Source organism: Actinacidiphila cocklensis (genome assembly GCF_907177275.1).
GTDB classification, from domain to species: Bacteria; Actinomycetota; Actinomycetes; order Streptomycetales; family Streptomycetaceae; genus Actinacidiphila; species Actinacidiphila cocklensis.
Genome location: NZ_CAJSLV010000106.1, coordinates 1 through 23,726 on the forward strand (window position 1 = coordinate 1; position 23,726 = coordinate 23,726).

Here is a 23,726-nt window from a genome sequence, read left to right on the forward strand (position 1 = left end):
ACTCCGGCGAGTACTTGCTGGGTGGTGCCACGTCGTGCCTCTCGTTTCCTTACACAGGGATCCTATTGGATCCCTGTCCGGAGACCTCGGGGCACCTCAAGAACGGCCGTCTTGCTGTCTCCGGAAGAAGCCAAGATCAGCAGGTCAGGTGGCCCCCCATGGTTAAACGCCAAGCTAAGCCTTTACCCGAGATCTGGGACGGCGCTGGCGTGGGCGGCAAGGACGCGCCAGGTGCCGTCAGCGTGTATCCAGGTGCGGGTGTAGCGAAGGCGTGCCTTGAACGGATGTCCTCCAGCGGTGCCCTCAAGCCCGGCCAGTACGCGGGTGATCCCGGTAGAGTCCACCACGGTCACCTCCAGGTCCTGCTGGTCGAAGACCTCGACGGCCAGGGTCCGGGACCTGTGCGCTCCCAGGTCCTCCTCCTTCGTCATGGTGCTGCCGTCAGGTCCTGTGTAGACGACACGGTCGTCCAGGAGCAGGTCCAATGCCTGCGCATCACCTGATCGAACAGCGGCCTGCAGCCTCTGCTCGGCATCGTGGAGAGCGGCTTCAAGAGCCACCTGTTCCGTCCCCATCTCGATCCTCCCTGCCCTGCCAGCCTGCGGATCTTCAGCCGATTGCGACGGCACACGCCGCGCCGGATCCAGCGGGCACAGCACCGACGGGGTGACGGGGACCGCTGAAACGGCCATCGCCACACCGCTGACCAACCGCACCCCAAACCATAACCACAGCACGAGACCTGCCCCGACCTGATCTCGGTCGGAATCGCTTCCTGGCGCTGCGCCGGCCGGAGATTCGATCTCGCCCATCAACTACTCGCTGATGCCGGTCATGTCAGCGAGTGCCCGCCTGGTCAGGCCGGCCTTCTCCCGTGCCCAGGTGACTGCTTGGGCTCCTGGTGGAGGCTGCTCGGCCGGGTACGGCGGCGGGCGGGCATCTCAGCGCCCCTCCAGGTGATCGGGGTGACGGACAGGGTGGGGCGGCAATCACGGGCGTGCGGTGGTGGTCTCTGCCCGGGTCAGCCCTGGCGGCAGGGCTGACGGCTCGGGCTCCTCGGAGGGCTCCGGCCACGTGACCACGGCGAGCTGCGGCAGACCCAGAAGCGGCGCGAGGCACTCATTGGCCTCGGACTCCCCCGTGGTGGCCCACACCAGCTCACAGCGATTCTCCAAGGCCTGCTCGGCTGCGCACCCAAAGCCGCCGACGGATACGTCGTCGAATCACTCGACGACTGCGAACCTACCGTCCAACAACAAGCATGCACCGCGGTCCCAGACGCCGCGCCCGTCCGCACCCGCCTGCGCGCATTGGGCGACGACCCCCTCGCCCCAGAGGTCCACGATGCCGCACCCGAGCGTCTCGCCCACCTCTCGGTTTCGGACAACGTCCAATAACCCGCAGCGGCGCGACGTTGTGGCTCCGTCAGCCTCCACGCTGCTGTCCTTGGTAATGCCGACGGCGGGCCAACTGATACCGGAAAGTGCGGGACCGTATCAGAACGCTGACGCCGCGATGGAACGACGAGCGCCCGTCCCTTGACACACCCCAAAGGGCAAGGCCGTGAAGTTAGGGGCTGATCGTCGGCGTCAAGATGTTGATGCTGAGGGTTGCTGTGTAGGTGTGTCGGTCGACTTTGAGGCTTTTGTATGCGTATCGGGACAGGGGTCGTTTCACTGCGCGGGGGCTGATGCGGAGGCGGCGGGTGGGCATGAGCTGGTTCAGGACGGCTTGGCCGATCGTTCCGACGAGGTCGATCACGGTGCCGGCGATGATGCGGGCGGCCTGGACGATCTGGTCGCGGGCGCATTGGAGCGCGACGCTGAAGCTGCCCCGGTCCGGGTCGGTTCCGGGGGTGGCCCCGGTGGCGTCGGCGATCGCGATCCGCAGGGCTTGGTAGGCACTGAGCAGGGCGTAGACCTCCTGGGCGATGCCGGCCCAGGTCTTGGAGCGCAGGACGCGTCGGCCGAGCATCGACTTCTTGATCGCGAAGTAGGCGGACTCCACTTCCCATCGCTCGTGGTACAGGCTGACCAGGTCGGATGCTGGGTATCGGTGGTGGTCGAGGAGGTTGGTGGCCAGCCGGTAGAGCCCGGTCTGGCGTCCCTGGCTGGTGGTGATGGTGATCTCGCACTCGATGACGCGGACGGGAGCGCCTGCGAATCGGGAGAGATAGGAGCCGTCCTCGAAGCGGGCCAGGACCGGGGGCTTGCGGGTAGCTGAGACGCGCGCCAGGAAGGCGGCGCCGGTGGCGCCGACGCCGGCAAGGAACGTGTTGCCGGAGAAGCCCCGGTCCAGCAGGACGATCATTCCGGCGTGAAGGGAGCGCATCAGCCGTCTGCCGTAGACGGTCTCACCTCTGGATCGGGGGCCGAAGGCGGCGTCCATGACTGCGCGGGTGCCGCAGGCCACCAGCACGGTCAGGCAGATCTGCGGGTAGCCGGAGGCCGCGTACTGGTTGGTGCCCTTGCCCAGGCGGGCCCGGTGCGGCGGGCTGTCGGGGACGTCGAGGTAGGCGCCGTCGATCGCGACGGTCAGCAGGCCCTTGAAACGGGCGCCGGCGGTACGGATCGCGGTGGCCGGCCCGCGCAGCAGGTCGAACAAGGCCCGCATGGGGCGGACGCCCAAGCGCGTCCGGGCGTGCCACAGCGCCGTGCCGGTGACCGTCGCGACCGGTATCGCCTCCAGTGCGGCGGTGAGCTTGCGCCAGACGGCTAGGTACCCGCAGTCCTCGAACAGGGCCGCGGCCAGCAGCAGGTAGACCACCACCCGGGCGGGGATCTTCCGTAGTCGTTGCTGGACGGCACCAGTCTCGGTGAGGGCCGCATCGACCATCTCGAACGGGACGATCTGAGTGAGTTCCCCCAGGTGGCCGGGGGCGAACAAACCCTTGGCTACCGTGACTTCACGCGTGATGACACACTGATCCGACAGCGGAGCCTCCGGTGCTGTGAACGGCTGTCTTGGTCGACTGCCAGTTCTACCGGGGCTCCGCTTCTCACGTCCCAAGCAACCGCAGACCAAAGCACACTCACCAACGCCCCCGCAGCCCTAACTTCACGGCCTTGCCCCAAAGGGCCTTCGCCCTGTTCAACCGCACACCGGCACCCCCGCCGCCCCCGGGATTGGTTGCCTCCCTGACGCCATACCCCGCCACCTCCCGCTTCGCCATGCACACGACAGATTGCTGGTGGCTGTTCGAACCCCCGATCGTTGACCGAGGAGCTACCCCCATGCCCCTTCAACCCGCCCAACGAGGCCGCGTTTACCGGCGCTGCGGATGCCGTAACACCGCCAACCAGCAGTACGGGGCCCGCTGCCCCAAGCTCAACAGCTCGCCCAATCACGGCACCTGGGCCTACGCCGTCGACCTGCCCAACGGCACCGGGCCACGCCAGACCCGGCGCCGCAGCGGCTTGCCCAGCGAGAACGAAGCCATCCAGGCCCTGCACGCCTTCCTCGAAGCCGACCCCGCTGGGGTCTTCGACGACGACGCCCTCACCGTCGCCTCGTACCTCAACGAATGGCTACGCACAAGGAAGAAGCCCTCAAGCCCACCACCTACGCCCGCTACAAGGACTACATCCACAACGACCTCATCCCGGCCTTCGGCCGCCTCAAACTCGCCGACCTGCGCTCCCGCCACATCACCGCCTGGTCCCACCAGTAACTGAACGCCGGCTGCGGACGCACCACCGTGTACCGCTGCGGCGCAACCCTCTCGAGCGCCCTCAACACCGCGGTGCGCACCCGGCGCATAGAGTTCAACCCCGCCCGATACGCCGTCATGAACCGCCCCGCCGCCCACGAACGGCTGTGCTGGACTCCCCGGCAAGCCGCAGCCTTCCTCCACCACAGCGCCAAGACCTACGCCGACCAGTACGCCGACATCTTCGAAGTCCACCTCGGCACCGGCATGCGCCGCGGCGAAGCCCTCGGCCTGCACTGGCCCGACGTCCGCCTCGCCCGCCCAAGACCAAGGCCAGCCGGAACTGGGTCAGCCTCTCCCCCCGCGTCACCGCAGCCCTCCGGCGCCAAGCCGACCGCGCACGAACCACACTCACCCACGAGGCACCCCTCGAAGGCCTCGTCTTCACCCGCCCCGACGGCGGCCCCGGCGCCTGCTGTCGCGTGAGGGCTTCACCTCCACCAGCCACGTCTTCGTCATGGAGTGGGCGGCGATCCTGCGCGACCTGGTCATCGGGTTGCTCATTGCCGGAGCCATCGCCGCCTGGGTAGCGGACTCCTTCTGGGGCACGTTCTTCTTCGACAGCCACCCGCTGGCGTCCAAGCCGTGGGGGCCGATCATCGGCCCGCTGGTCGCGATCGCCTCGTTCGTCTGCTCCATCGGCAACGTGCCGCTCGCGGTGGTGCTGTGGAAGGGCGGCATCAGCTTTGGCGGAGTCGTCGCGTTCATCTTCGCCGACCTCTTGATCCTGCCGATCCTGAACATCTACCGGAAGTACTACGGCGCCAGGATGGCCGTGCTCCTGCTCGGCACCTTCTACCTCGCGAGCGTCATCGCCGGGTACATCGTGGAGTTCACCTTCGGCGGTCTCGGACTGATCCCCGACCAGGCCGACGCGAAGCTCCCCATGGAAGGCGTCACCTGGAACTACACCACCTGGCTCAACATCGCCTTCCTCCTGCTGGCCGCCGCCCTCCTCATCCGGTTCTTCCGCACCGGCGGCACGGCGATGCTCCGCATGATGGGCGGGAACCCCGCCGAGGACGAGGGACATCCCGCAGGCCACAGCCGGGGAACCACGCAGCAGGGACAGGCAGGCCACCATCACTGAACAGAGCACCCCGTTGTCCAACCGCGCGGCGGTGCCACCTGCGGGTCGGTCCCTTCTACGGGCGGTGTGGGCCAGTGGCCCTGCGGCGGCGCAGGCCGCGGGCCAGGGCGAAGAGCGCGACCTTGAGTGCGACCAGTGCCACGGCGACGTCGGTGGCCATTCCCGTCCAGGACGAGTCCGCCACGACGGTGCCGGCCAGCCCGAGGTGCAGGCCGAGCAGGACGGTCACCGCCACGGCGATGAGGACCGTGCGGCGGCGCGCCCATACGGGGCGGTGGTGGGGATCGCCGATCACGCCCGTCGCGGCTCGCGAGGCGGCGGCACCGGGGGATGCGCACTGGTGCCAGGCCACCGTCAGCGGGTCGCGGCGGCTGAACCGTTCGAGGTCCCTGGTCATGACGTCCCTGATCTGCCGCTGGCCCTCGTCGTCGGCTGCGTCGATGCGCAGCACGAGGGTGTCGTCGTCGGCCAGGAGTGTGCACCGGCCCCATGGGGTGAAGGTGACCGTCGCCTGGGTGTCGGACCATTCGGCGGTAACCGTCACGTCGCGGTGGGATGCCGCACCGTGCAGGTGCAGCCGGGATGTGTGGCCGGCGCTGCCCATGGCGGTGGCGTGCTTGCAGAACTGGGTGAGGTAACGGCTCGCCCGCTTCGTGGTGATGCGGGCTTCCATGACCGGCATCGCGCTCGGCTTCCGGGTTCCGTCGGTGGTCATGGGGATCAGATCCTGGTGAGAGTGGCGAGCCAGGCGGGGATGCCCCCTGGGTCGATGCGGCTGTCGAGGGTGGTCTCGGCGGCAGTGTCGAGGTGCCAGCCGTCGGCAAAGCAGGTGGCGATCTCCTGCGGGGTGAGGTGGCGTGCCCTGGGGTCGGATCGGGGGTCGCGGAAGCAGAGCAGGAAGTATCTGCCGCCTGCGGGCACCGCTGCCCGCAGTCCGGCGAGGTAGGCGGTACGGACCTCGGGGTCGTCGATGACGTGGACCAGCAGCCCGCTGTCGAGCACGGTGTCGAAGGTTTCGCCGAGGCTGGCCAGCCGTGTCACGTCCTGCCGGCAGAACCGTGCGGTCAGCTCCCGCTCGTGCGCCTTGCGTTCGGCAGCGGCGATCGCGGCTGCGGCGACGTCCACGCCGGTGGCCTCCAGGCCGAGTCCGGCGCACATCAGAACGTGCTCGCCGGTGCCGCAGCCGACGTCCAGCACACGGCCGGTGATGGCTCCGGCCTCGGCGAGGGCGAGGAAGGCCGGCTGCGGCCGCCCGATGTCCCACCGGGGGCGGCCGGCGTAGACCGCGTCCCAGTCCGGCCGGCCGCCGTGCGGGCCCCGGGGGAGGTCTTGCGGCCGGTGTGCGTGAAGGGGTTGCTCCTGCATGCCGATCCCGTCCGAGCGTGACGTGACGACGCCCGGAACTCGCCGAGCCCCGGGGTGCGTCCTGACCGATCAAGGTTTATCGATACAGGTTGTCTATGTCAATGTCATGGTGTCACTTTCGGGGCGGGATGTATCATCGGGTCGTGCCGAAGCTCTGGAACGAGACGATCGACGCTCATCGTGCCGCGGTGCGCGACGCGGCCCTGGACGCCACCGCGGCCCTGGTCGAGCAGGGCGGGCTCCTCTCGGTGACGATGTCGCGGATCGCCCAGGAGACCGGCATCGGGCGGGCGACGCTGTACAAGTACTTCCCGGACGTCGAGGCGGTCCTGACCGCCTGGCATGAACGCCGGATCACCGCCCACCTCGAACAGCTGATCGCCGCACGGGACCGTGCCGGCACCGCCGGCGAGCGGCTCGCGGCCGTGCTGCACGCGTACGCGCTCATCACCCACGGGCGGCACGGGCATCACGGCACCGACCTCTCCGCGCTTCTCCACCAGGGCGAGCACGTCGCCCGGGCCCACCGGCAGCTCACCGACTTCGTGCGGGACCTGCTGGCCGAGGCCGCCAAGGACGGCGAGGTGCGGGGCGACATCGCCCCGGACGAACTCGCGCACTACTGCCTGCACGCCCTGACGGCGGCGGGCGGCTTGCCGTCGAAGGCCGCCGTCCACCGGCTGGTCACCGTCACCCTGGCCGGGCTGCACCCCCGCGCCGAAACCGAGCAGCCCTGCTCCGCCGCCGACGACACGGTCCAGCCGGGGCACCACCCCGCGCATCGCCGCCCCACAGCCCACTGACCAGCGAGCCCCGGGGGCCAGGTCCTACGCGCCGCCGGTTCAGGGCAGGTGCTCACCTCTCCATGGGCCGCGCCGGCGGTCAGTGCGCGGCGCGCTCCTCCACCCGCCTGCGGCCCTGCGGGTGCCGATAAATCATCCGTCCAGGTCACGGACTTGATCGCCGATCTCCGGCTGTCCTGCCCTCACCTCAAACTCTTCATCTGCACGGGGCATAGACGGCATCATGATCTGTCGTGCTGCTACGCCTGGCTACCTCGCCGCGACCAACGCCTTCGCGTTCCTGCGCCTGCTGACGGTGAGCGACCGCGACAAGGACATCGAGATCCTTGCGCTCCTCGTCCTGCAACGCCAGGTCAACAAACCTGCCTTCACCGACACCGACCGCGCCATCCTCGCCGGCCTGCTCCACCACCTCCCTGTCGACAAGCTGCACCAGCTCCTTCTCCTGGTACGCCCCGACACGGTCCTGCGCTGGCACCGCAACCTGCTCAAACGCCGCCATGCTGCGACCTGCGTACCGAGACGGCGTGGACGCCGTCCCACCGTCCGCTCGATCCGCGCCCTGATCCTGCGCCTCGCCCGCGAGAACTCCTCGTGGGGTATCGGCGCATCCACGGCGAACTCGCGGCCTGGGGATCACGGTCGCCGCCTCCAGAGTGTGGGAGATCCTCAAGGAGCACGGCATCCCACCCGCGCCGGAACGAGCGAGCTAGGCAGTTTCGTTTGGATCACCGCGCTGACCAGAGGAAGATGCCCGCGATGTGGAGTCCGGCCAGGTAGATGGTCGCGGTCTTCTCGTAGCGGGTGGCGATGCCTCGCCACTGTTTCAAGCGGTTGATGCAGCGTTCGACGGTGTTGCGCTGCTTGTATGCCTCGCGGTCGAAGGCCGGTGGCCTGCCGTCCCGGCGACCCGGGCTTCGCAGGCGCCGGCCCCGCAGTGGGACCAGGCCCTGTTGTCCGATCCCGCCCTGACCGGCATGTCCCGGCAACACCTGGACGCCCTGACAGGGACGTTGTCCCCCGACAGTGATACCCCGCGCGGCCGCCCGCCCGGCTTACCATCTGCAAGCCCTTAGGTCCTATTCCGGGGCTCGCGTTGCCCGAGAACGCATGCGGACGTGCGCGGCAGTGCATGGGAGTTCGGCGGTGGCGTGGGCTCCGTAACCTGCGCTACTGGGCGAGGACTCGCGCGGTTGGCGAACCGACGAGGCTGGCTCGCGCGGAGCCGTACATCAGCGGGGGCAGCCCCTGTGTGTGGGGGGGCTGTCCAGCGACTGGCTCTGTACTCGCCCGACTTACCGGCGAGCTCGCCGCGCTTGTGACCCCGGCCCAGGCCAGCAACGACAAGCTCACCCAGCCGATCACCACCGTGCGCACTGCCGACCTGCCCCACTTGCACAGCTTCTGCAACGGCCTCGAACTCGACCGCGCCGCAGTGAGTACCGGCCTCACCCTGCCCCACCGCGGCGGCCGGGCAGGATTCGACCTCCTCCGTCACCTCAGCCTGCTCCAACGAGTGCCACCGACGGTCACCACCGGCTACGGAACAGAGCCGAATTGACACACCCGGCCTCGGGGACTGCCGGGGGAAGGACGTGGAGGAAGTGGGGCACGCAGGCGTGAATCAGCGGTGCCGGGCCGGCGGGTAGCCCCGGCCGACCCGGCACCGCCGGGTTGCCTCACCGGGTCGTGAGTGCCACGGTCACCGGCGGGATGGTGTAGGGCGTGTCGCTGACGAATGCCAGCTGGGCCTGGTACGTGCCGGGGGTGGACGCCGCGGAGACATCCGCGCGCACCTGGACGGTCACGGTCTTGCCCGCCGGGACGGTCACCTGGGTCCGGGACGTCGAGAGCCACCCGACGTCCGAGCCGGTGACGCACGCGTCCTGCCCCGGTAGCGCCTCGGTGTACGGCGTTGCTGCGGAGGAGTCGAGCCCGCCGCCGACGCGCGTGAGACCGCATGCCGCGCCGCCACGGTAGAGGGCGTAGGTCGCGTTGGGCAGCGCCGACCACGCACCCGCGGTGGGGTCGTATTCCTCCGCCTGGTTGGTGATCTGGTAAGCGGCTATACCGCCGACGAGTTGCAGCTTTCCTCCGACGCCTGCGTAGGCCATTCCCCAGGTGGGGCGTGGCAGGTCGGCGATGCGCGTCCACGTGTCGGACCCGGCGACGTACCGGTACGCCGCGTCGGACGCGTCGTTCGTCACCGGCCCGATTCCCCCTGCGCAGACCAGCCCGTCGCCCGAGGCCGCGCAGCCGAGCAGCACGTCGTCCTGCGGGTAGTCGGCCAGCTTCGTCCAGGCGTCCGTGTGGGGGTCGTACCGGTACACGGATGACGCGGCGTCGCAGGTGGCGGTGGAGCAGCCCGCGACGACGTAGAGGCGGCCGCCCAGGACGGCTGCGGCCGCGTCCGTTGCCGGTGCCGGCATGTCCGCCACCCGTGACCAGGAGTCCCTGGCCGGGTCGTAGACGTACGTCGTCGACGTCGGGTTGCCCTGCGGGTCCCAGCCGCCGGTGACGTAGAGCTTTCCGTTGACGAACCCGCCCATGGCGTTCTCGCGGGCTTGCGGCATGGGGGTGATCGCTCGCCACGACCCGGCGGACGAGTCGTACGCGGCTCCGTCGGCCGTGACTCCCGAGTCGTTGAGACCGCTTACCGAGTAGACGGTCCCGTCGTTCTCCGCCACGACGTTGTCCATGATCGGAGTGGGGTAGTCCGGCAGGTCCGACCAGACCGGGTTGACCGAGGCGTCCTTCGGAGGCAGCGGTCCGGCGTCAGGTGCGTGGCCGGGAGCAAGGGGGCCGAAGGGGCGCGGCGACGGAGCCACCCTCGTCTGTTTCAGCCGCGCTCCGGGCGAGGTGTCCTGGTGTCTCCCGCCAGGAGGGGTGAAGCCGCGGTCGTGCGCCACGATAGTCACCGTCGCGGGGCCGGTGCCGGTGTTGCGCAGCGTCAGGGTGCGCGTCCGAGAGGTCGTGGGAGAGCCGCCGCCCGAGTGCACCGAGATCGACGCCGGTCCGGCCGTGAGCTGCCCGGCCCGCAGTGCCCAGTCGTGGTTGACGACCGCATGGGCTCGGGGAGCGGCCGTTGCCGTGGCCGTGGTGTAGTGGCGACCGGCTGCGGTCATCGGCCGGCCGTCGGTTCCGGGCGCGAAGAGCCAGTAGAAGCCGTCGCCGAGTGCCGGGTCGTCGGTCGTGGCCTGGGTGACAGCGGGGGTGCCGCCTTGCTCTGAGACCTCGGCGCCCGTCAGCGGGGCACCGGTGTTGGCATCCGTGACCTGGCCGGCGACGAGGCCGCCTGCGACGGGGTCGCACGAGCGTGAGCCCGCGAAGACGTTGTCGATCTCCCAGTAGTTGTCGTAGACCCCGACGAACCGGAAGCGGACCTTGACGTCCGACGCCCCGGCCGCCTGCGGCACGGGCACCGTGACCTGGCCCTGGACCGTCCTGTCCGGCGCCGTCCAGACCGTCTGCCAGCTGGCGCCGCCGTCGAGGCTGAGATCGACGTAGCCGGCCTGAGTGCCGAACCCGGGGTTGAAGTAGTAGGTGTTGAAGCCGATCTGCGGGTTCCTCTGGTGCGCAAAGCTGAACGTGGGTGTCAGCAGGCTGGTGTCGTGGGGGGCCGGGTCGTACCAGTCGTCGACGATCGCGAACCGGCCGTTCCCGCCGGTCAGGTTGCCCTTCTGGCCGGGGTCGTCGAAGACCCATGTCTTGCCCTCGCCGGCGTCGTCGGTGACCGCCCAGCCGTCCTGCGCGGCCGACCAGCCCTCGAAGTCGGTGCCGACGCCGTCGTAGGTGTAGGTGTAGCCGGCGGCGGTGCAGGTCGAGGTGTCGACGTCGAGCCCGATGTCATGGGTGATCGTGCCGGAACCGGCGCCGAGGTCGATGGTGGCCGTCGTGGTGTGGTAGCCGGGCATGTCGACGGGCGCCGCGCTCAACGTGTACGACGTCCCCACCGGCAGTTGCAGGCTGTACCGCCCGGTGAAGGGGTCGGTGAAGGCGGCGCCGTTCGGGACGCCCTTGACGGTGATCTCGGCGTAGAGCGGCCAGCCCTGCCCCGAGGCGTCGTGGACCCTGCCGGTCACGGTGCGGGTCGGCAGTTTCCTGAGATCGACGGAGCGCCTGACGCTGTCGCCCGCCGTGACGGTCATCCCGTCGAGGGCGCTGGTGTCGTACCCGAAGTCGGATATCACCATCCGGTAGGTGCCGGCCGCGACTGCGACGTCGAAGCGGCCGTGCGCGTCGGTGACACCGTGGAAGGCGTAGCCGGAGGGGTCTGTGAGGGTGATCGTTGCGCCGGGGAGCGCCGCGCGACCCGCGGTGACCGTGCCGGTGACGTCGGCGGACGGGCCGAGCGTGAGCGCGGAGACGCCGTTCGGCGTTCCGACGCCGGTCGGGCCGTCCCAGCCGGGGCCTGCGGTGCACTCGATCCCGCCGCAGAAGCCGTCGGTGCCCTCTGTTACGTCATTGAGTGACGCGCCCTTGCGGTAGACGTAGCTCGCCGGGTAGGTGCCGGGCACCGCCGGGCCGGCGAGTGCGTACATCGCGGCGACGAGCGGCGAGGCCAGGGAGGTGCCACCCCACTGCGCCCAGCCGTCCTGGCCGAGGGTGTTGTAGACGGCGAGGCCGCTGACCGAGTCGGCGTCCGCGGCGACGTCGGCGGTCGCACGGTTGCCCGAGCACCCGGTTGCGACGTCCTGCTGGAAGTCGGGTGCGGGTTCGTACAGCGAGCAGCCGCTGCCCCCGTCCGCCCAGGCGGTCTCGGTCCACCCGCGTGGCGAGGGCGAGTCCCTGGTCAGGGTTGTGCCGCCGACGGCTATGACGTCGGGATCGGTCGCCGGATAGCTCTGCACGTTGCCGTAGTCGCCGGTCGAGGCCGTCACGGCGATGCCCGGGTGGTCGTAGTAGTGGTCGTAGTACGACTCGAAGGGGATCTCCCCGGCCACGCCGTACGAGTTCGAGATGGCCGCGGCGCCCAGACGGGCGGCGGTATCGACCGCCTGCCCGAGGTTCGGTGAGCCGTTGTTGTCCGCCTCCACCAGAAGGATGTGACACCGGGGGCAGGCCGCGGAGACGGCGTCGAGGTCGAGCGCCGTCTCGATCGACCAGTCGGGGTCCTCAGCCGGGTAGTCCGTGCCGCCGCGCTGGTCGACCTTGGTGAAGCAGCCGTTCTCCGTCGTGCACGAGGGAAGGCCGTAGTGGGCGCGGAAGACGGCCAGATCGGACTCCGCGCTGGCGTAGCCGAACGCGTCGACGATGGCGACTGTGCGGCCGTCGCCGCCCGACGGCAGGTTGTACGCCTGCTGGATGTCGGCGGGCCCGAGCGAGGTCGGCAGCGGCTCGTCGTCCTGCTGCACGAGCCGGCCCTGCGCGTCGGCCAGACCGTCGGCGAAGCAGCGCGCGTACGAGGTGTCGTTGCTCTCGTCGCCCGGACCGGTGTTGTGGCCGACGTTGCATCCTGCCGGCACCGCGAACTTCCCGGGCGTGGTCTGTGCCGCCAGGCGGGCGGGCGGCGCTGGTGCCGTGGCAGCCGGGGGCGCGGGCGTTCCGGCTGGGGCACCGTCGGCCGCGTGGGCAATGGTCGGCAGAACCGCCGCGGTCGCGGCTGTGATGGCCATTGCCATCGCCATCGCCATCGCCACTGTCACCGAGCGGAGCGACAGGTGTGTCGCCCGTCTGTTGTGTCGAGTAGGTGAACGCATGTGCCGGGCTCCCGTCTCACTCCCGCTATGTGTCAACTACCTGCCATCTCAAGCGGGTTGGCAGGATCCTGTCAGACGGTAGACTCGGCCGACAATTGTTGCCGGGTGCGGATACCTGTCACCTGTCAGGTTCCTGACGTGCACTGATGAGGGGTGACCATGTGGGAGGCTGTCGGCATCCCCGGCGTCGACGCACTCGCCTACGAGGCCCTGGTGCGGCGAGGCCGGAGCTCGGCCGAGACCCTCGCGGCCGACATCGCCCTGCCGCGGGGCCAGACGATCCGGATTCTGGGGCGGCTGGTCGAGCGCGGGCTGGCCACGCGGCTGCCCGTGAGCCCTGTCCAGTACGTCGCCGTGCCTCCCGATGCCGCAGCCGGCTCGCTCATCGCGGAGCGTCAGCGGGAACTGATGCAGCTGCGGGCACACGCGCAGCAACTCGCGACCGAACAAGCGTCACTCGACAGGGACATGCCCGATCCTGCCTCGCTGATCGAGATTGTCGACGGTGCGGTCAACGTCCAGAACGCCGTCATCCGGCTCCAGCGCACCGCGAAAGACCAGATCCGAGCGTTCGACACGCCGCCCTACCTCGACCACCCGGTGGCCGGCAATCCCGAGCAGTTCAGCCAAGCCGAGCAGCGCGGGCTGGTGTACCGCGTCGTCTACCACCCGTCGGCCCTCGAGGTTCCGGGCCGCCTCGACGACGTCTGGCGGCGAATCCAGCACGGCGAGCGTGCGCGGGTCTCCGGGCACGTACCGATGAAGATGGTGCTCTGCGACGACCAGCTCGCGTTGATCCCGATCTCGCGGCGAGCCGTGGCCGATGCGGCCTACCTCGTGCGGCCGTCGTCCATGCTCGACGCCTTCAGCGAGCTCTTCGAGGCGATCTGGGACCGGGCCGTGGCCTTCAACCGGCTCAACCGGGCCGACGGCGAGACCGACCAACCAGCCACCGCCGACCGGCTCCTGGGCCTGCTCGCGACCGGGGCCACCGACGAGACGATCGCCCGGACGCTCGGGTGGAGCGTGCGGACGGTCCACCGCCACATCCACAAGATGATGCGGGAGATGGGGGCCGAGACCCGTTTCCAAGCGGGAATGGAAGTCGTGCGGCGCGGTTGGGCCTGAGCGGATGTCCGACGCGGCCTGCTCTGCGCCGGACCCTCCGGAATATGCGCCAGGACTTCAGGCGGCCGGAACCCTTCATACGGGTACAGCCGGAAGATCACCCGGCGCGGGACGCCCGTGCGCCCTCGACTACCCCCGCCCGACGAATACGAGCAGGCGTACCTGTGGGGCTCAAAAACACGAATCGTCGCCTGGTTCTGTAGCGCGTCGCTGTGAAGAACCCGGAGCCCAGCTCCCCGAGCAGCGGCTCTTCTTCGACTGGGACCATGTTTCGTGATCATGTCAACGGTGTACGCCGTAACCCGTCGTCTGCTCTCGCTGCCCGCGTTGCTGCTGCGGCGTGACGCCTCCAAGGAGGCGGAGTTGTTGGTGTTGCGGCATGAAAACGCGATTCTGCGGCGGCAGGTCCCGCGCGTGCGCTGCGAACCGGCCGACGTCGCGGTCGACTTCCTGCACGTCGACACCATCAACCTCACACGCATCTACGCCCTGGTCCTACTCGAACACCGCAGCCGACGGGGGCACCTGCTCGGCGTCACCGCCAACCGCACCGGCCTATGGACCACCCCAGGCCGCCCGCAACTTCCTCTTGAAGCACCGGCCTCACCGTGCCCTGGCCCAGCTCTCTCCATCACAAACCCAAGCCACACCCCCACGCCCCATCGACCTCGCCCACCACCACTTTCACCGCCAGTTGCCCTCGATCGAGGCCACGTCAGCTTCGTCTGCGTCCGCAAGGACCGTTCCGTCGAGTACCGCTTGCATCGGCTGTTCTTTCCAGAAGTTCCAGGACAGGTCCGAGCGCCAGGAAATTATCCTCCGGCCGCGAGGCCTACAAACAGCGCAACACCCTCGAACGGTGAACCCGCGTTTTGCGCTGGCGCGACATCGTTATCCGCTACGACAGGACCGCAAGCTGGACGAGTTCGTCCGGCCGACCCGCCTGTGCCCGACATTGCGGCAACGCGCTGTAATGACGGTCGTGCGACACGCGGCCGCGCCCGTGGCCGTGGCCCCGGTAACGCACCGGGGGTTGTGGGCGGGATGTGCCAGGATGGCCAGGTGGCACAGACATTCGGTACGCCGTTCATCGGCCGGGAGAACGACCTCGCCCGGCTCACCGGCGTGCTGGAGCGGGCCTCGGCCGGCGATCCGCGCGCCGTTCTGCTGGCCGGAGATGCCGGCGTCGGCAAGACCCGCACGCTCACGGAGGTGGCCGCGCACGCGGCCGCCACCGGCATGACCGTCCTGACCGGCCACTGCGTGGACCTCGGTGACGTGGGTCTGCCCTATCTCCCGTTCACGGAGATCCTCGGCGCGGCCGCCGACGACGACCGGCTCGCCCCGGCCTTCGCCGCACACCCCGCCGTGGACCGCCTGATCGACACGGCCTCCCGGACCGGCGGCGCACCCGACCCCGGCAACCACCTCCAGCTCTACGAGGGCATCACCGGACTCCTCGCGGATCTCGCAGACCTGACCCCGCTCCTGCTGATCCTCGAAGACCTGCACTGGGCGGACCAGTCCTCCCGCGACCTGCTGCGCTTCCTGCTCAGCCGAGGCGTCCTCCAGCGGCCCTCCCCCGGCGGCCCTCCCCGCCGCCTCGCCGTCTTCGCCTCCTACCGCGCGGACGACCTGCACCGCCGCCACCCCCTGCGACCGTTGCTCGCCGAGCTGATCCGGCTGCCCTCCGTCGAACGGATGGAACTGCGCCCGATGGCCGACGCGGACGTGGCACGGCTCGTGCACGCGCTGCGCACCGGCCCCGTCTCCGACAGCACGGTCCGCCGCATCATCGACCGCGCAGAGGGAAACGCCTTCTACGCCGAGGAGTTGCTCGCCGCACTGCCCGGCCACGACACCCCCGACTCCTTCGCCGTACCCGGGGGCCTCGCCGACGTCTTGCTCATCCGGATCGAGCAACTCTCCGAGACCGCCCAGCAGGTGCTGCGCACGGCGGCCGTCGCGGGGCGCCGCGTTGGGCACGACCTGCTGCGTGACGCCGTACAACTGCCGACCGAGGACCTGGAGTCGGCGCTGCGCGAGGCGGTCGGACACCAACTGCTGCGCCCCGGCGACGACGCGACGTACTCGTTCCGGCACGCCCTCACCCGCGAGGCCGTGTACGCGGACCTGCTGCCGGGCGAGCGAGTCCGGATGCACGGACTGTTCGCCCGGCTCCTCGCACAAGGAGGCCGCTCGGCGGAGAGCGCGGCGGAGCGAGCCCACCACTCGCGCGAGAGCCACGACCTGGCCGACGCGCTGGCCGCCTCCCTCGAGGCCGCCGACCACGCCCAGCGCGTCGGCGCGCCCGCCGCGGAGCTGCGCCACCTGGAAACCGCCCTCGAACTGTGGGCCGCGGTCGACGAGTCCAGCCGCCCCGCGACCGGCGGCACCATCACCCTCGCCCTGCGCGCCTCGGCCGCCGCCGCCCGCGCGGGTGAACCCCATCGCGCGGTCCAGCTCACCCGCTCGGCGCTCGCCCGGGCCGGCGAGGACACCGACTCCGAACTCGCCGCGCGGGTGCGCTACACCCTCGCGGGCAACCTGATGCGCGTCGACAGTCTCGCCGACGCCTTCACCTACAGCAGCGAGGCGCTCGCGCTGATCCCAGCCGAGCCTCCCTCGTACACCTGGGTGTGGGCGGCCGCGACCCACGTCATGGCCGCGCGCTATGTGGGGCGGGAGGAGGAAGCCGAGCAGGTCGCCCGACAGGCGCTGGAGATCGCCGAGCTGCTCCACCTTGCAGATGCTCAGGCCGACTTGCTGATCTCCCTGGTCGGCATGGAGGCGCACAACCGGCGGAGCGCCAAGGGCCGGGACCGGCTGCGCCGCGCCCGTGAACTGGCCCGCACTGCCGGGAACCGCCCGGTAGAGGTACGCGCCCTGTTCAACCTGGCCATCGGCTGCTACGAATCCGGTGATCTGGACGAGGCCCTGACCTGGATCGGCGACGGCCTGGACCGCGCCCGCCACGCAGGTCTCCTGTCCTCGCCCTACGCCCTGGAGCTGCGTTATCTGCAGTCCTTGCTGCTCTACACGCTGGGCCGCTGGGACGAGTGCGCGCAAGCTGCGGCTGTCGGCGCCGAACTCCTCCCGGTCGCGGGCGGTTTCGCGACCGGACCCGCGCTGTACGTCGCCTTGGCCCGCGGGGAGCACGACGCGGCCGTGGCCGGCGCCCGCGCGCTGCTCGACCAGCCCTTCGATTGGATGTCGACGCTGGTCGCGAGTGTCGTACTGACCGACGCGGCGGCCCTGCACGGCGACGCCGAGGAATCCGTCCGGCAGGCGCGTGCGTCGGTCGAGGCGCTCACGGACGCCTCGGACGAGCGGCCCGACGTAGTCGTGCGGCTCGCCGCACTCACGCTGGCGGCGGTCGCCGACGCGGCGGAGGAGTCCCGCCTGTCCGGCGACACGGCGGCGGCGGAACGCTGGGCGGGGACCGCCCGCGAGCTGGTGGAGCTGGCCCGGAGCACGGCCGCCCGGGGCGAGGACGGCACCAGACAGGGCCCCGAGGGACAGGCCTGGCTGTCCCGCGCCGAGGCCGAGGGGGTGCGCGCTGCCACCGGTCCGGACGTCGACGCCTGGGACCGGGCCGTGACGGCGTTCGGCTACGGCGATCCGTACGAGCTGGCCCGCTGCCGCAGGAGGCTGGCGGAGGCGCTCCTCGGTGCCGACCGCCGGGAGGAGGCCGCCGAACAGGCCGGCGCGGCCAGGCACACCGCCGTGCGGCTGGGCGCGGTGCCGCTGCGTGAGGCGGTGGACGCCTTGGTCCGGCGAGGCCGCCTCGCCAGCGCGTCGGCCGTCGGGGACCGCATCGCCGCGCTGACCGCCCGCGAGAGCGATGTCCTGCGGCTGCTCGGCCGGGGGCGCACCAACCGGCAGATCGGCGAGGAACTGTTCATAAGCGGCAAGACGGCGAGTGTCCACGTGTCGAACATCCTCGCCAAGCTCGGCGCCACGAGCCGCACCGAAGCCGTGGCCATCGCCTACCGCGAGCGTCTGATCGAGCCGGAGACGACCGCCTCCGCCTGATGTGTCCGGACGCTGTCCTTGCTGATTACCCCATGCGTTCTGGTCAGAGCCGATGTGCGCGATCACCGGGCTGCCTGTGGGGTGCCAAAACTGGAACGCAGCCCATGATCAGGCACTTTTCGGTTCCGGGCGATCATGGCATGCTCCGGCTCCATGGCGTTGCGCTCGCTGTACCTGATCTTCGTCCGGCCGCTCGGGCTGCTCTTGCTACTGCATCGGTCGGAGGATGCCAAGAACGTTGAGATCCTCGTGCTGCGACACGAGGTCGCCGTGCTCCGTCGACAACTCGGGGTTCAGCCGCGCCCGACATGGCCGGACCGCGCCACACTCGCCGCCCTCGCCCGCCACCTCCCGACCAGGCTGCGCCGCCACCGCCTCGTCACCCCGCGCACCCTCCTCGTCTGGCATCGCCGACTGCTCCGATGGAAGTGGAAGCACAAGCCCTCCCAGACCGGACGTCCGCCCATCTCCGAGAATCTCACCGCCCTCATCCTGCGCTTCGCCCACGAGAATCCGACCTGGGGGTACACCAGAATCCAAGGCGAGCTGCGACGCCTCGGCCACCGCGTCGCAGCCTCCACAGCTCCGGCCTCGACCCAGCTCCCAGACGCAACCGCGGTACTCCGACGTGGCGGGAGTTCCTGCGCGCCCAGGCCTCCGGACTGCTGGCCGCCGACTTCTTCCACGTCGACACCTGACCCTGCGACGGCCCTACGTGTTCTACGTGATGGAGGTCGGCAGCCGCACCGTGCACATCCTCGGCATCACCGCCCACCCCACCGCAGCCTGGACCACACAACTCGCCCGCAACCTGCTGACCGACCTCCGTCAACGCGGAACCGGCCTCCGCTACCTGCTGCGCGACCGCGACAGCAAGTGCACCCAAGCCTTCGACGCCGTCTTCACCGCGGACGGCATCAAGATCCTGAAGACCGCGCCACAGACTCCGCGAATGAACGCTCACGCCGAAAGGGCCATACGCACCGATCCGGTCGCAAGTGGGTCCATCCGCGAGGCCGCCGAGGCCTGCGCTTGCTGCGAGCGTGAGAGGGGCTGGATCTACACGGCGACCTTCTATACGGCCCGCGAGGTCAACGGACGTTTCTGCCCGTGGTGCATCGCTGACGGAAGCGCGGCTGAACGATTCGAAGGCGAGTTTGCCGATTCCGTTGGACTCGATGATGTCGGCGAGGACGTCTTGCACGAGGTCACTCGCCGCACCCCTGGCTTCCAGGCCTGGCAGGATCCCCACTGGCTCGTCCACTGCCAGACCGCAGCCGCCTTCGTGGGTGAGGTCGGGTACGCCGAGCTGGCCGCGCGTCCTGACGCTCTGGCCCAGCTGCGAGCCGACTTGCGCCTCGGCGGCGGGCGGGACGAAGCTCAGCTTGAGCAGTTCCTGACCCACCTGGGTGATTCGGCAACCGCCCTGCTCTTCCGCTGCACGGTCTGCACGACGCATCCCGCTTATGTCGACGCATCGTAGGGGCCGCTACGTTGCCAGTCTGCGGTAGCAGATGAGGGTGCAGGCGATGCTGGTGAAGGCGAGGAAGTGCTCGGCCTTGCGTTCGTACCGCCGGTGCAGGCGTCGGCAGCCGGCGAGCCAAGCCATTTTGCGCTCGACGGTCCAGCGGTGACGGCCGAGTCGCTGGGAGGACTCGATGCCTTTGCGGGCGATGCGGTGGGTGATGCCGCGTAAGGTGAGCCATCTGCGCAGGTGGTTGTAGTCGTAGCCCTTGTCCGCGTGCAGTTTGGCGGGACGCCGGCGACGCGGGCCGCGGCGGGAGCGGATCGGTGGAATGCCGCAGACCAGAGGGATGAGGGCCTGGCTGTCGTGGAGGTTCGCGCCCGAGATCCCGACGGATATGGGCAGGCCGGACCGCTGGTGATCAGGTGGATCTTCGAGCCGTACTTGCCCCGATCGACAGGATTCGGACCTGTCAGGTCCCCGTTACCTTCTTCGTGGCCTCGCAACGAGGCTCCCGGCCTTCGGCCCCGGTATGACTTGAGCCCCCAGTCGAGATGATCGAAAAGGTGGTGTCGCCGGTGCCGGAGGCATTGGCAGGCCGCTGATTAGAGGGCACGAGCGCCCCTGGGGCAGTCTCTTCGTAACGTGGATGCCGGCACGCTGATGCCGCAGGTGAGGCCAGGGGAGAACGCGAACACGGGAGCGAAGGGCATGACGCCCGGGAGGAAGGCGCCGCCGGCTTCGTCGAGGTGGTCCTCGACCTCGTGGATGGAGGCGGAGCAGATCTCGGGAGCGCCGTCGGCATAGGAGACGGTGTCGGGGTTGTAGTGGACATCCCACTGGGGGTTGTAACTGGCCTGGGTCTTGATGATCCTTCCGACGACGTCCTTTCGATCCGCGGTCGCGATGATCTCGCGGGCTTCCCTGATCGTTTCCGACCTGGTGATCTCGATGGTGAAGTTGGAGCCGGCCCTGTCCTGGAGGTCCTGACCTCTTACTTGAACCTCACCGACCGAGTCAACGAGCTGCGCGCCGCACTCGCCCACTTGTCGAGCCCGGACGCGCCCTCAGACGGACCGGAGCTGGGCCTGGTGATTGCCCCGCAACCGGCGTCGAATGGTGCCGAGACGCTGCACGGGTAACGATAGGACAGCCCGGCTACTGAACTTGATTGCGTGATGTCGGGCCCGTGCGGTTCAGCGCTTGGGTCAGGGAGTGCCGCTCTCAGATCCGCTTGGAAGACGGGAGAGAGCGGTAGCCCGCGAGGCGATCGTCGGTCCACGCGGCATGGCGCCTGCGGAGCTCAGCCGCAGTCAGGTCGGTGCGACCGAGATCGTGGTAGTTCGGGAGCCAAGTCTCCACAGACTGGTGCGAGTTGGTGAGGGCGAACAAGTCCCACAGCGCCATAGTGGGCACTGCCTGGCCGGCAGTCTCCTCGTACGCGGCTAGGAATGTCTCAGCTGTGACCGGGCCGTGCAGCAGGGCGAGGTCGAGTCGACACCAGCTCACGTCGAAGCCGCGCGGTGCCAACGATGCCCCTGACCAGTCGACGATGCCGGTGAGTTCGTCCTCCTGCCACAGGACGTTGCCCGACCAGTAGTCGTAATGAGTCAGGACCGGCGCTTCTTCGGCGAGACGATGACCATGGGACGCCAGGATCGTTGAGGCGGGAGCGGCGGCACTGGCGCAGGCGGACGAGACCGTTGCGGCTTCCATTCCGTCGCGCAATCCCGTGAGCTCAGCGAGCGGGACATCGTGGAGACGGGCCAGGGTGCGCCCCAGTTGGACCGCTGCCACGTCGGGGGATGTCGATGTGATGTCCGAGCGGCCGGAGAGACGGGTGATCAAGGTCGCAGGTTCGCTGAAGCGCTCTCCGTCGGGGTCGGCGCCCAGAAGCCGAGGAGCCCAGCCACCCAGTCCGTCAAGCGCCGCCAATACGCGTGCTTCCCGAGCGGCAGCGCGGTCACCAGGCGGAAAGCGACGCAGGACCATCTCCCCTGCCGGGTCCACGGTTTCCAACAGATGAGTGGCGGCGTGAGTGCCGCCGACCAGTCGCTGTACGGTGCGCACGGAGGCATTGGGGCCAGCGATTTCGGCCGCCCAGGTGAGGGCAGCGGCAGGCGGTTGCGACTTGATCACCAAGCCAGTGTGCACGGCCGCCGTCGTGCGGGCCACCGGTTTCTGCTCGCGCTCAGGACGCGATGCGGGCGCGACGGAGTACTACTGAAGCTTGAGTTCGTGATGTCGGTCAGTCGTTGATGGTCAGGCCCCCGCCGGCGAGGCAGCCGTCGGCCAGGTCGGGGTGGTACTGGATCTGCTTGAGCTTGCGTTTGACGGCTCGGGTGATCTGGGAGAGGTCGGCGGCCGCGATGTTGCCGAGCACGCGCTTGACCAGTGACCAGATGCCCTCCTGGGGGTTGAGGTCGGGTGCGTAGGTAGGCAGCTGGAAGACGGTCAGCCAGTCGGCGTTCTTCTCGATGAACTCCCGCATGCCGCGGGTGAGGTGGAGGCGGACGTTGTCCCAGACCAGGACGATCCGGCCGCCCAGCTGGATCCGGGCCCGGACGAGCAGGCGGCAGAAGTCCTTCCATCCGAAGCCCTTCGGCTCGTCCTTGCGGCCCCGGTACTCCCGCAGCCCGTAGATCAGCCGCGACCTGGAGCCGGGCTTGAAGCAGCACATGCCCACCATGGACAGACGGCCGGATCCCCGGCTGCGAACCCTGACCACCGGCGTGCAACCGACCCTGCCCCACGTCCTGGCCCTCGGTGGCGCCATCGACTGCCCGGCCTCGTCCTCGAAGGCGATCCACGCGCCCCGGTCCGCGGCCTCTCTTTTACCCGGGGCCAGACCTCTTCGAAGGGTCTGGAGCAGCGGCGCGACGACGGCCAGCTCCTCCAGGTCCCGGTAGCTCCCCACCGACTGTCCGAGGGCGGTGATGCCGACCTGGCGCAGCTGCAGGCTCCGCAGGCCGACGGCCGTTTCCGCCAGGTGGGGAAGGCGACGGTGCATCTCGTCAGCGTCGTCGAAGTCGAAGTCCTCGCCCATGTCGGACTCCAGCGCCGCATCCAGATCCTGCCCGGCCCGATGGCGCTTCCACGCCGCGTGGAAGGCATCGGCGTCACCCGTCAGACGCTCGAACGCGTAGTTGGCCGCGTAGTTCACGTCCTCGGCGAAGATCACGTAGTCGTCACCCCGGGCCGCGGCCTCGATCACTGCGGGGTGGTCCGCCAGATCGTCCGGGCGAGCGGCTACCAGCTCGTACCAGTCCCGCCCGAGGGCAACCAGGCCAGCCCGAAAGTCCATGAAGCTGTCATCCGAGCAGCCTCCCCCGATGAGATAGGCGGCAGCCCACACGTCCCAGCGGTACACGGCGCCGTGCACCTCGTCGAATCGCTCCTGATAGCCGAGGATCTCCTCCTGCGAGAGCCCCGCCAACTGGTCGACCAACGCCTCGGCGAACGCCTTACCATGCGGACTGCTGCTTTCGGCCCGCGCTACCCCGACCACATTCCAGAACCCGTCGATGTCCATAGCCATCCACCCTTGCAGCAGGTTCCGACATTTGAGGCCTACCGTGTCCCGAATGACCCCCAGTGCACTGCAGCGAGCCCTCACCCTGCCCGGCGACCCCGTACTGCGGCCCCTCCCGCGCCAGGTCGCCGTCCTCCTCGAAGAGTTGCACGCCCCACCCAGGCTTGCGGCCCATCTCCGGGCCGTCCACGACGTCGCCCACCGACTGGCTGACTGGGCCGAACAGCACTACCCTCAGCTGGACTTCAACCGGCACGCTGTCCTCTTCGGCGCCGCCACCCACGACATCGGGAAAGTCCTGCACCCCGAGGAGCTTTCCCGGCCCGGCTCCGAACACGAGGAGGCCGGCCACGACCTGCTGATCGCCCGGGGAGTCACCGAGGAACTCGCCCGTTTCGCCCGCAGCCACGCATCGTGGAACGCCCCCGGCGTCAGCACCGACGACCTGCTGGTGAGCCTGGCCGACAAGGTCTGGAAGGGCAAGCGCGTCACTGATCTCGAACAACTACTGATCGAGCGCCTCTCCGAAACCAGCCACCAGCGACCGTGGGAGGCGTTCGTGGCACTCGATGATGTTCTCGACCAAATCGCGCAGGATGCCGAACGCAGGCTGGCGTTCCAAGCTGAGCACCCAGCCGCTCCGGGCATCGGATGAGCGCCCGAGGCACCCCGTCCCCGAAGACGCCCAGGGCCTGTGCGTCGTCGGTGGCCGCGTAGTAGTCGTAGATGTTTCCCATGGCGTGATCGTCCCAGGCGCCGGTGACAGGTAGCTGCCGGCGTCCGGGCTCAGCGGCCCCAACGGCCCGGGAGAAGCCGATGGGCGCGGCCTGTGGCTGGCCATCGGCGTCTTCACCCCCGCCTCGAACCGCGCAGCGATCACCGCCAAAGTCGCCGACACGC

14 protein-coding genes and 6 pseudogenes are annotated in these 23,726 nt (G+C 69.5%); 10 read left to right on the forward strand and 10 right to left on the reverse strand.

Going from position 1 to position 23,726, the window contains the following annotated elements; all coding sequences use genetic code 11:
- Positions 1-182: 182 nt before the first annotated feature.
- Positions 183-812 carry a nuclear transport factor 2 family protein gene (locus tag NFU81_RS36670; RefSeq protein WP_251500285.1) on the reverse strand — a complete coding sequence of 210 codons (630 nt, stop codon included), beginning with the start codon at positions 810-812 and terminating at the stop codon, positions 183-185.
- 757 nt (positions 813-1,569) lie between these two features.
- Positions 1,570-2,886 (reverse strand): IS4 family transposase, encoded by a 1,317-nt coding sequence (locus NFU81_RS36675; protein ID WP_274038188.1) that lies wholly within the window; start codon positions 2,884-2,886, stop codon positions 1,570-1,572.
- Positions 2,887-3,523: 637 nt separating this feature from the next.
- Between NFU81_RS36675 and NFU81_RS36680 the strand changes: the two genes are divergently transcribed.
- Together NFU81_RS36680 and NFU81_RS36685 are read left to right on the forward strand one after the other, a co-directional pair.
- On the forward strand, positions 3,524-3,670 hold the full coding sequence (locus NFU81_RS36680; RefSeq protein ID WP_251500290.1) for a tyrosine-type recombinase/integrase: 147 nt from the start codon (positions 3,524-3,526) through the stop codon (positions 3,668-3,670).
- A 445-nt stretch (positions 3,671-4,115) separates the two neighbouring features.
- Positions 4,116-4,799: pseudogene (locus tag NFU81_RS36685) on the forward strand (permease); the annotation flags it as partial.
- Between the two features lie 55 nt (positions 4,800-4,854).
- Here the strand turns inward: NFU81_RS36685 and NFU81_RS36690 are convergent.
- The gene (locus NFU81_RS36690; RefSeq protein ID WP_251500292.1) at positions 4,855-5,514 is read right to left on the reverse strand and encodes a DUF2218 domain-containing protein; all 660 of its coding nucleotides are present in this window, start codon (positions 5,512-5,514) and stop codon (positions 4,855-4,857) included.
- A gap of 5 nt (positions 5,515-5,519) precedes the next feature.
- On the reverse strand, positions 5,520-6,164 hold the full coding sequence (locus NFU81_RS36695) for a class I SAM-dependent methyltransferase (RefSeq protein ID WP_251500294.1): 645 nt from the start codon (positions 6,162-6,164) through the stop codon (positions 5,520-5,522).
- A 143-nt stretch (positions 6,165-6,307) separates the two neighbouring features.
- Between NFU81_RS36695 and NFU81_RS36700 the strand changes: the two genes are divergently transcribed.
- Complete coding sequence (locus NFU81_RS36700; protein ID WP_251500296.1) at positions 6,308-6,967, forward strand: TetR/AcrR family transcriptional regulator; 660 nt, start codon at positions 6,308-6,310, stop codon at positions 6,965-6,967.
- 223 nt (positions 6,968-7,190) lie between these two features.
- Positions 7,191-7,677, forward strand: a pseudogene (locus tag NFU81_RS36705) (integrase); the annotation flags it as partial.
- Positions 7,678-7,695: 18 nt separating this feature from the next.
- On the opposite strand, the pseudogene NFU81_RS36710 reads toward NFU81_RS36705, so the two are convergent.
- Positions 7,696-7,902, reverse strand: a pseudogene (locus NFU81_RS36710) (IS5/IS1182 family transposase); the annotation flags it as partial.
- Here NFU81_RS36710 and NFU81_RS36715 point away from each other — a divergent pair.
- Positions 7,843-8,025 (forward strand): annotated as a pseudogene (locus tag NFU81_RS36715) (ISAzo13 family transposase); the annotation flags it as partial. The pseudogenes NFU81_RS36710 and NFU81_RS36715 sit on opposite strands and share 60 nt — an antisense overlap.
- A gap of 206 nt (positions 8,026-8,231) precedes the next feature.
- Positions 8,232-8,528: pseudogene (locus NFU81_RS36720) on the forward strand (hypothetical protein); the annotation flags it as partial.
- A 118-nt stretch (positions 8,529-8,646) separates the two neighbouring features.
- On the opposite strand, the gene NFU81_RS36725 reads toward NFU81_RS36720, so the two are convergent.
- Positions 8,647-12,582: a carboxypeptidase regulatory-like domain-containing protein gene (locus tag NFU81_RS36725; RefSeq protein ID WP_251500299.1), complete on the reverse strand. Its 3,936-nt coding sequence runs from the start codon at positions 12,580-12,582 to the stop codon at positions 8,647-8,649.
- A gap of 243 nt (positions 12,583-12,825) precedes the next feature.
- Between NFU81_RS36725 and NFU81_RS36730 the strand changes: the two genes are divergently transcribed.
- The 3 genes from NFU81_RS36730 to NFU81_RS36740 all read left to right on the forward strand — a co-directional run bounded on the left by NFU81_RS36730 (position 12,826) and on the right by NFU81_RS36740 (position 19,312).
- Positions 12,826-13,794, forward strand: a complete 969-nt coding sequence (locus NFU81_RS36730) for a helix-turn-helix domain-containing protein (protein WP_251500325.1) — start codon at positions 12,826-12,828, stop codon at positions 13,792-13,794.
- Between the two features lie 1,044 nt (positions 13,795-14,838).
- Positions 14,839-17,829 carry a helix-turn-helix transcriptional regulator gene (locus NFU81_RS36735; RefSeq protein WP_422665382.1) on the forward strand — a complete coding sequence of 997 codons (2,991 nt, stop codon included), beginning with the start codon at positions 14,839-14,841 and terminating at the stop codon, positions 17,827-17,829.
- 715 nt (positions 17,830-18,544) lie between these two features.
- On the forward strand, positions 18,545-19,312 hold the full coding sequence (locus tag NFU81_RS36740) for a CbrC family protein (protein WP_251500304.1): 768 nt from the start codon (positions 18,545-18,547) through the stop codon (positions 19,310-19,312).
- A gap of 6 nt (positions 19,313-19,318) precedes the next feature.
- Here NFU81_RS36740 and NFU81_RS36745 read toward each other — a convergent pair.
- From NFU81_RS36745 to NFU81_RS41040, 4 genes and pseudogenes are all read right to left on the reverse strand, one after another.
- Positions 19,319-19,776 (reverse strand): annotated as a pseudogene (locus tag NFU81_RS36745) (IS5 family transposase); the annotation flags it as partial.
- Positions 19,777-19,899: 123 nt separating this feature from the next.
- Positions 19,900-20,340, reverse strand: coding sequence for a BP74-related protein (locus NFU81_RS36750; protein ID WP_251500307.1), 441 nt, complete (start codon positions 20,338-20,340; stop codon positions 19,900-19,902).
- 178 nt (positions 20,341-20,518) lie between these two features.
- Positions 20,519-21,433, reverse strand: a complete 915-nt coding sequence (locus tag NFU81_RS36755) for a phosphotransferase family protein (RefSeq protein ID WP_251500310.1) — start codon at positions 21,431-21,433, stop codon at positions 20,519-20,521.
- A gap of 109 nt (positions 21,434-21,542) precedes the next feature.
- Positions 21,543-22,826: a DUF4240 domain-containing protein gene (locus NFU81_RS41040; protein ID WP_308208369.1), complete on the reverse strand. Its 1,284-nt coding sequence runs from the start codon at positions 22,824-22,826 to the stop codon at positions 21,543-21,545.
- Positions 22,827-22,878: 52 nt separating this feature from the next.
- Here NFU81_RS41040 and NFU81_RS36770 point away from each other — a divergent pair, with 52 nt between their 5' ends.
- Positions 22,879-23,481 carry an HD domain-containing protein gene (locus NFU81_RS36770; protein ID WP_251500312.1) on the forward strand — a complete coding sequence of 201 codons (603 nt, stop codon included), beginning with the start codon at positions 22,879-22,881 and terminating at the stop codon, positions 23,479-23,481.
- Positions 23,482-23,726 lie beyond the last annotated feature (245 nt).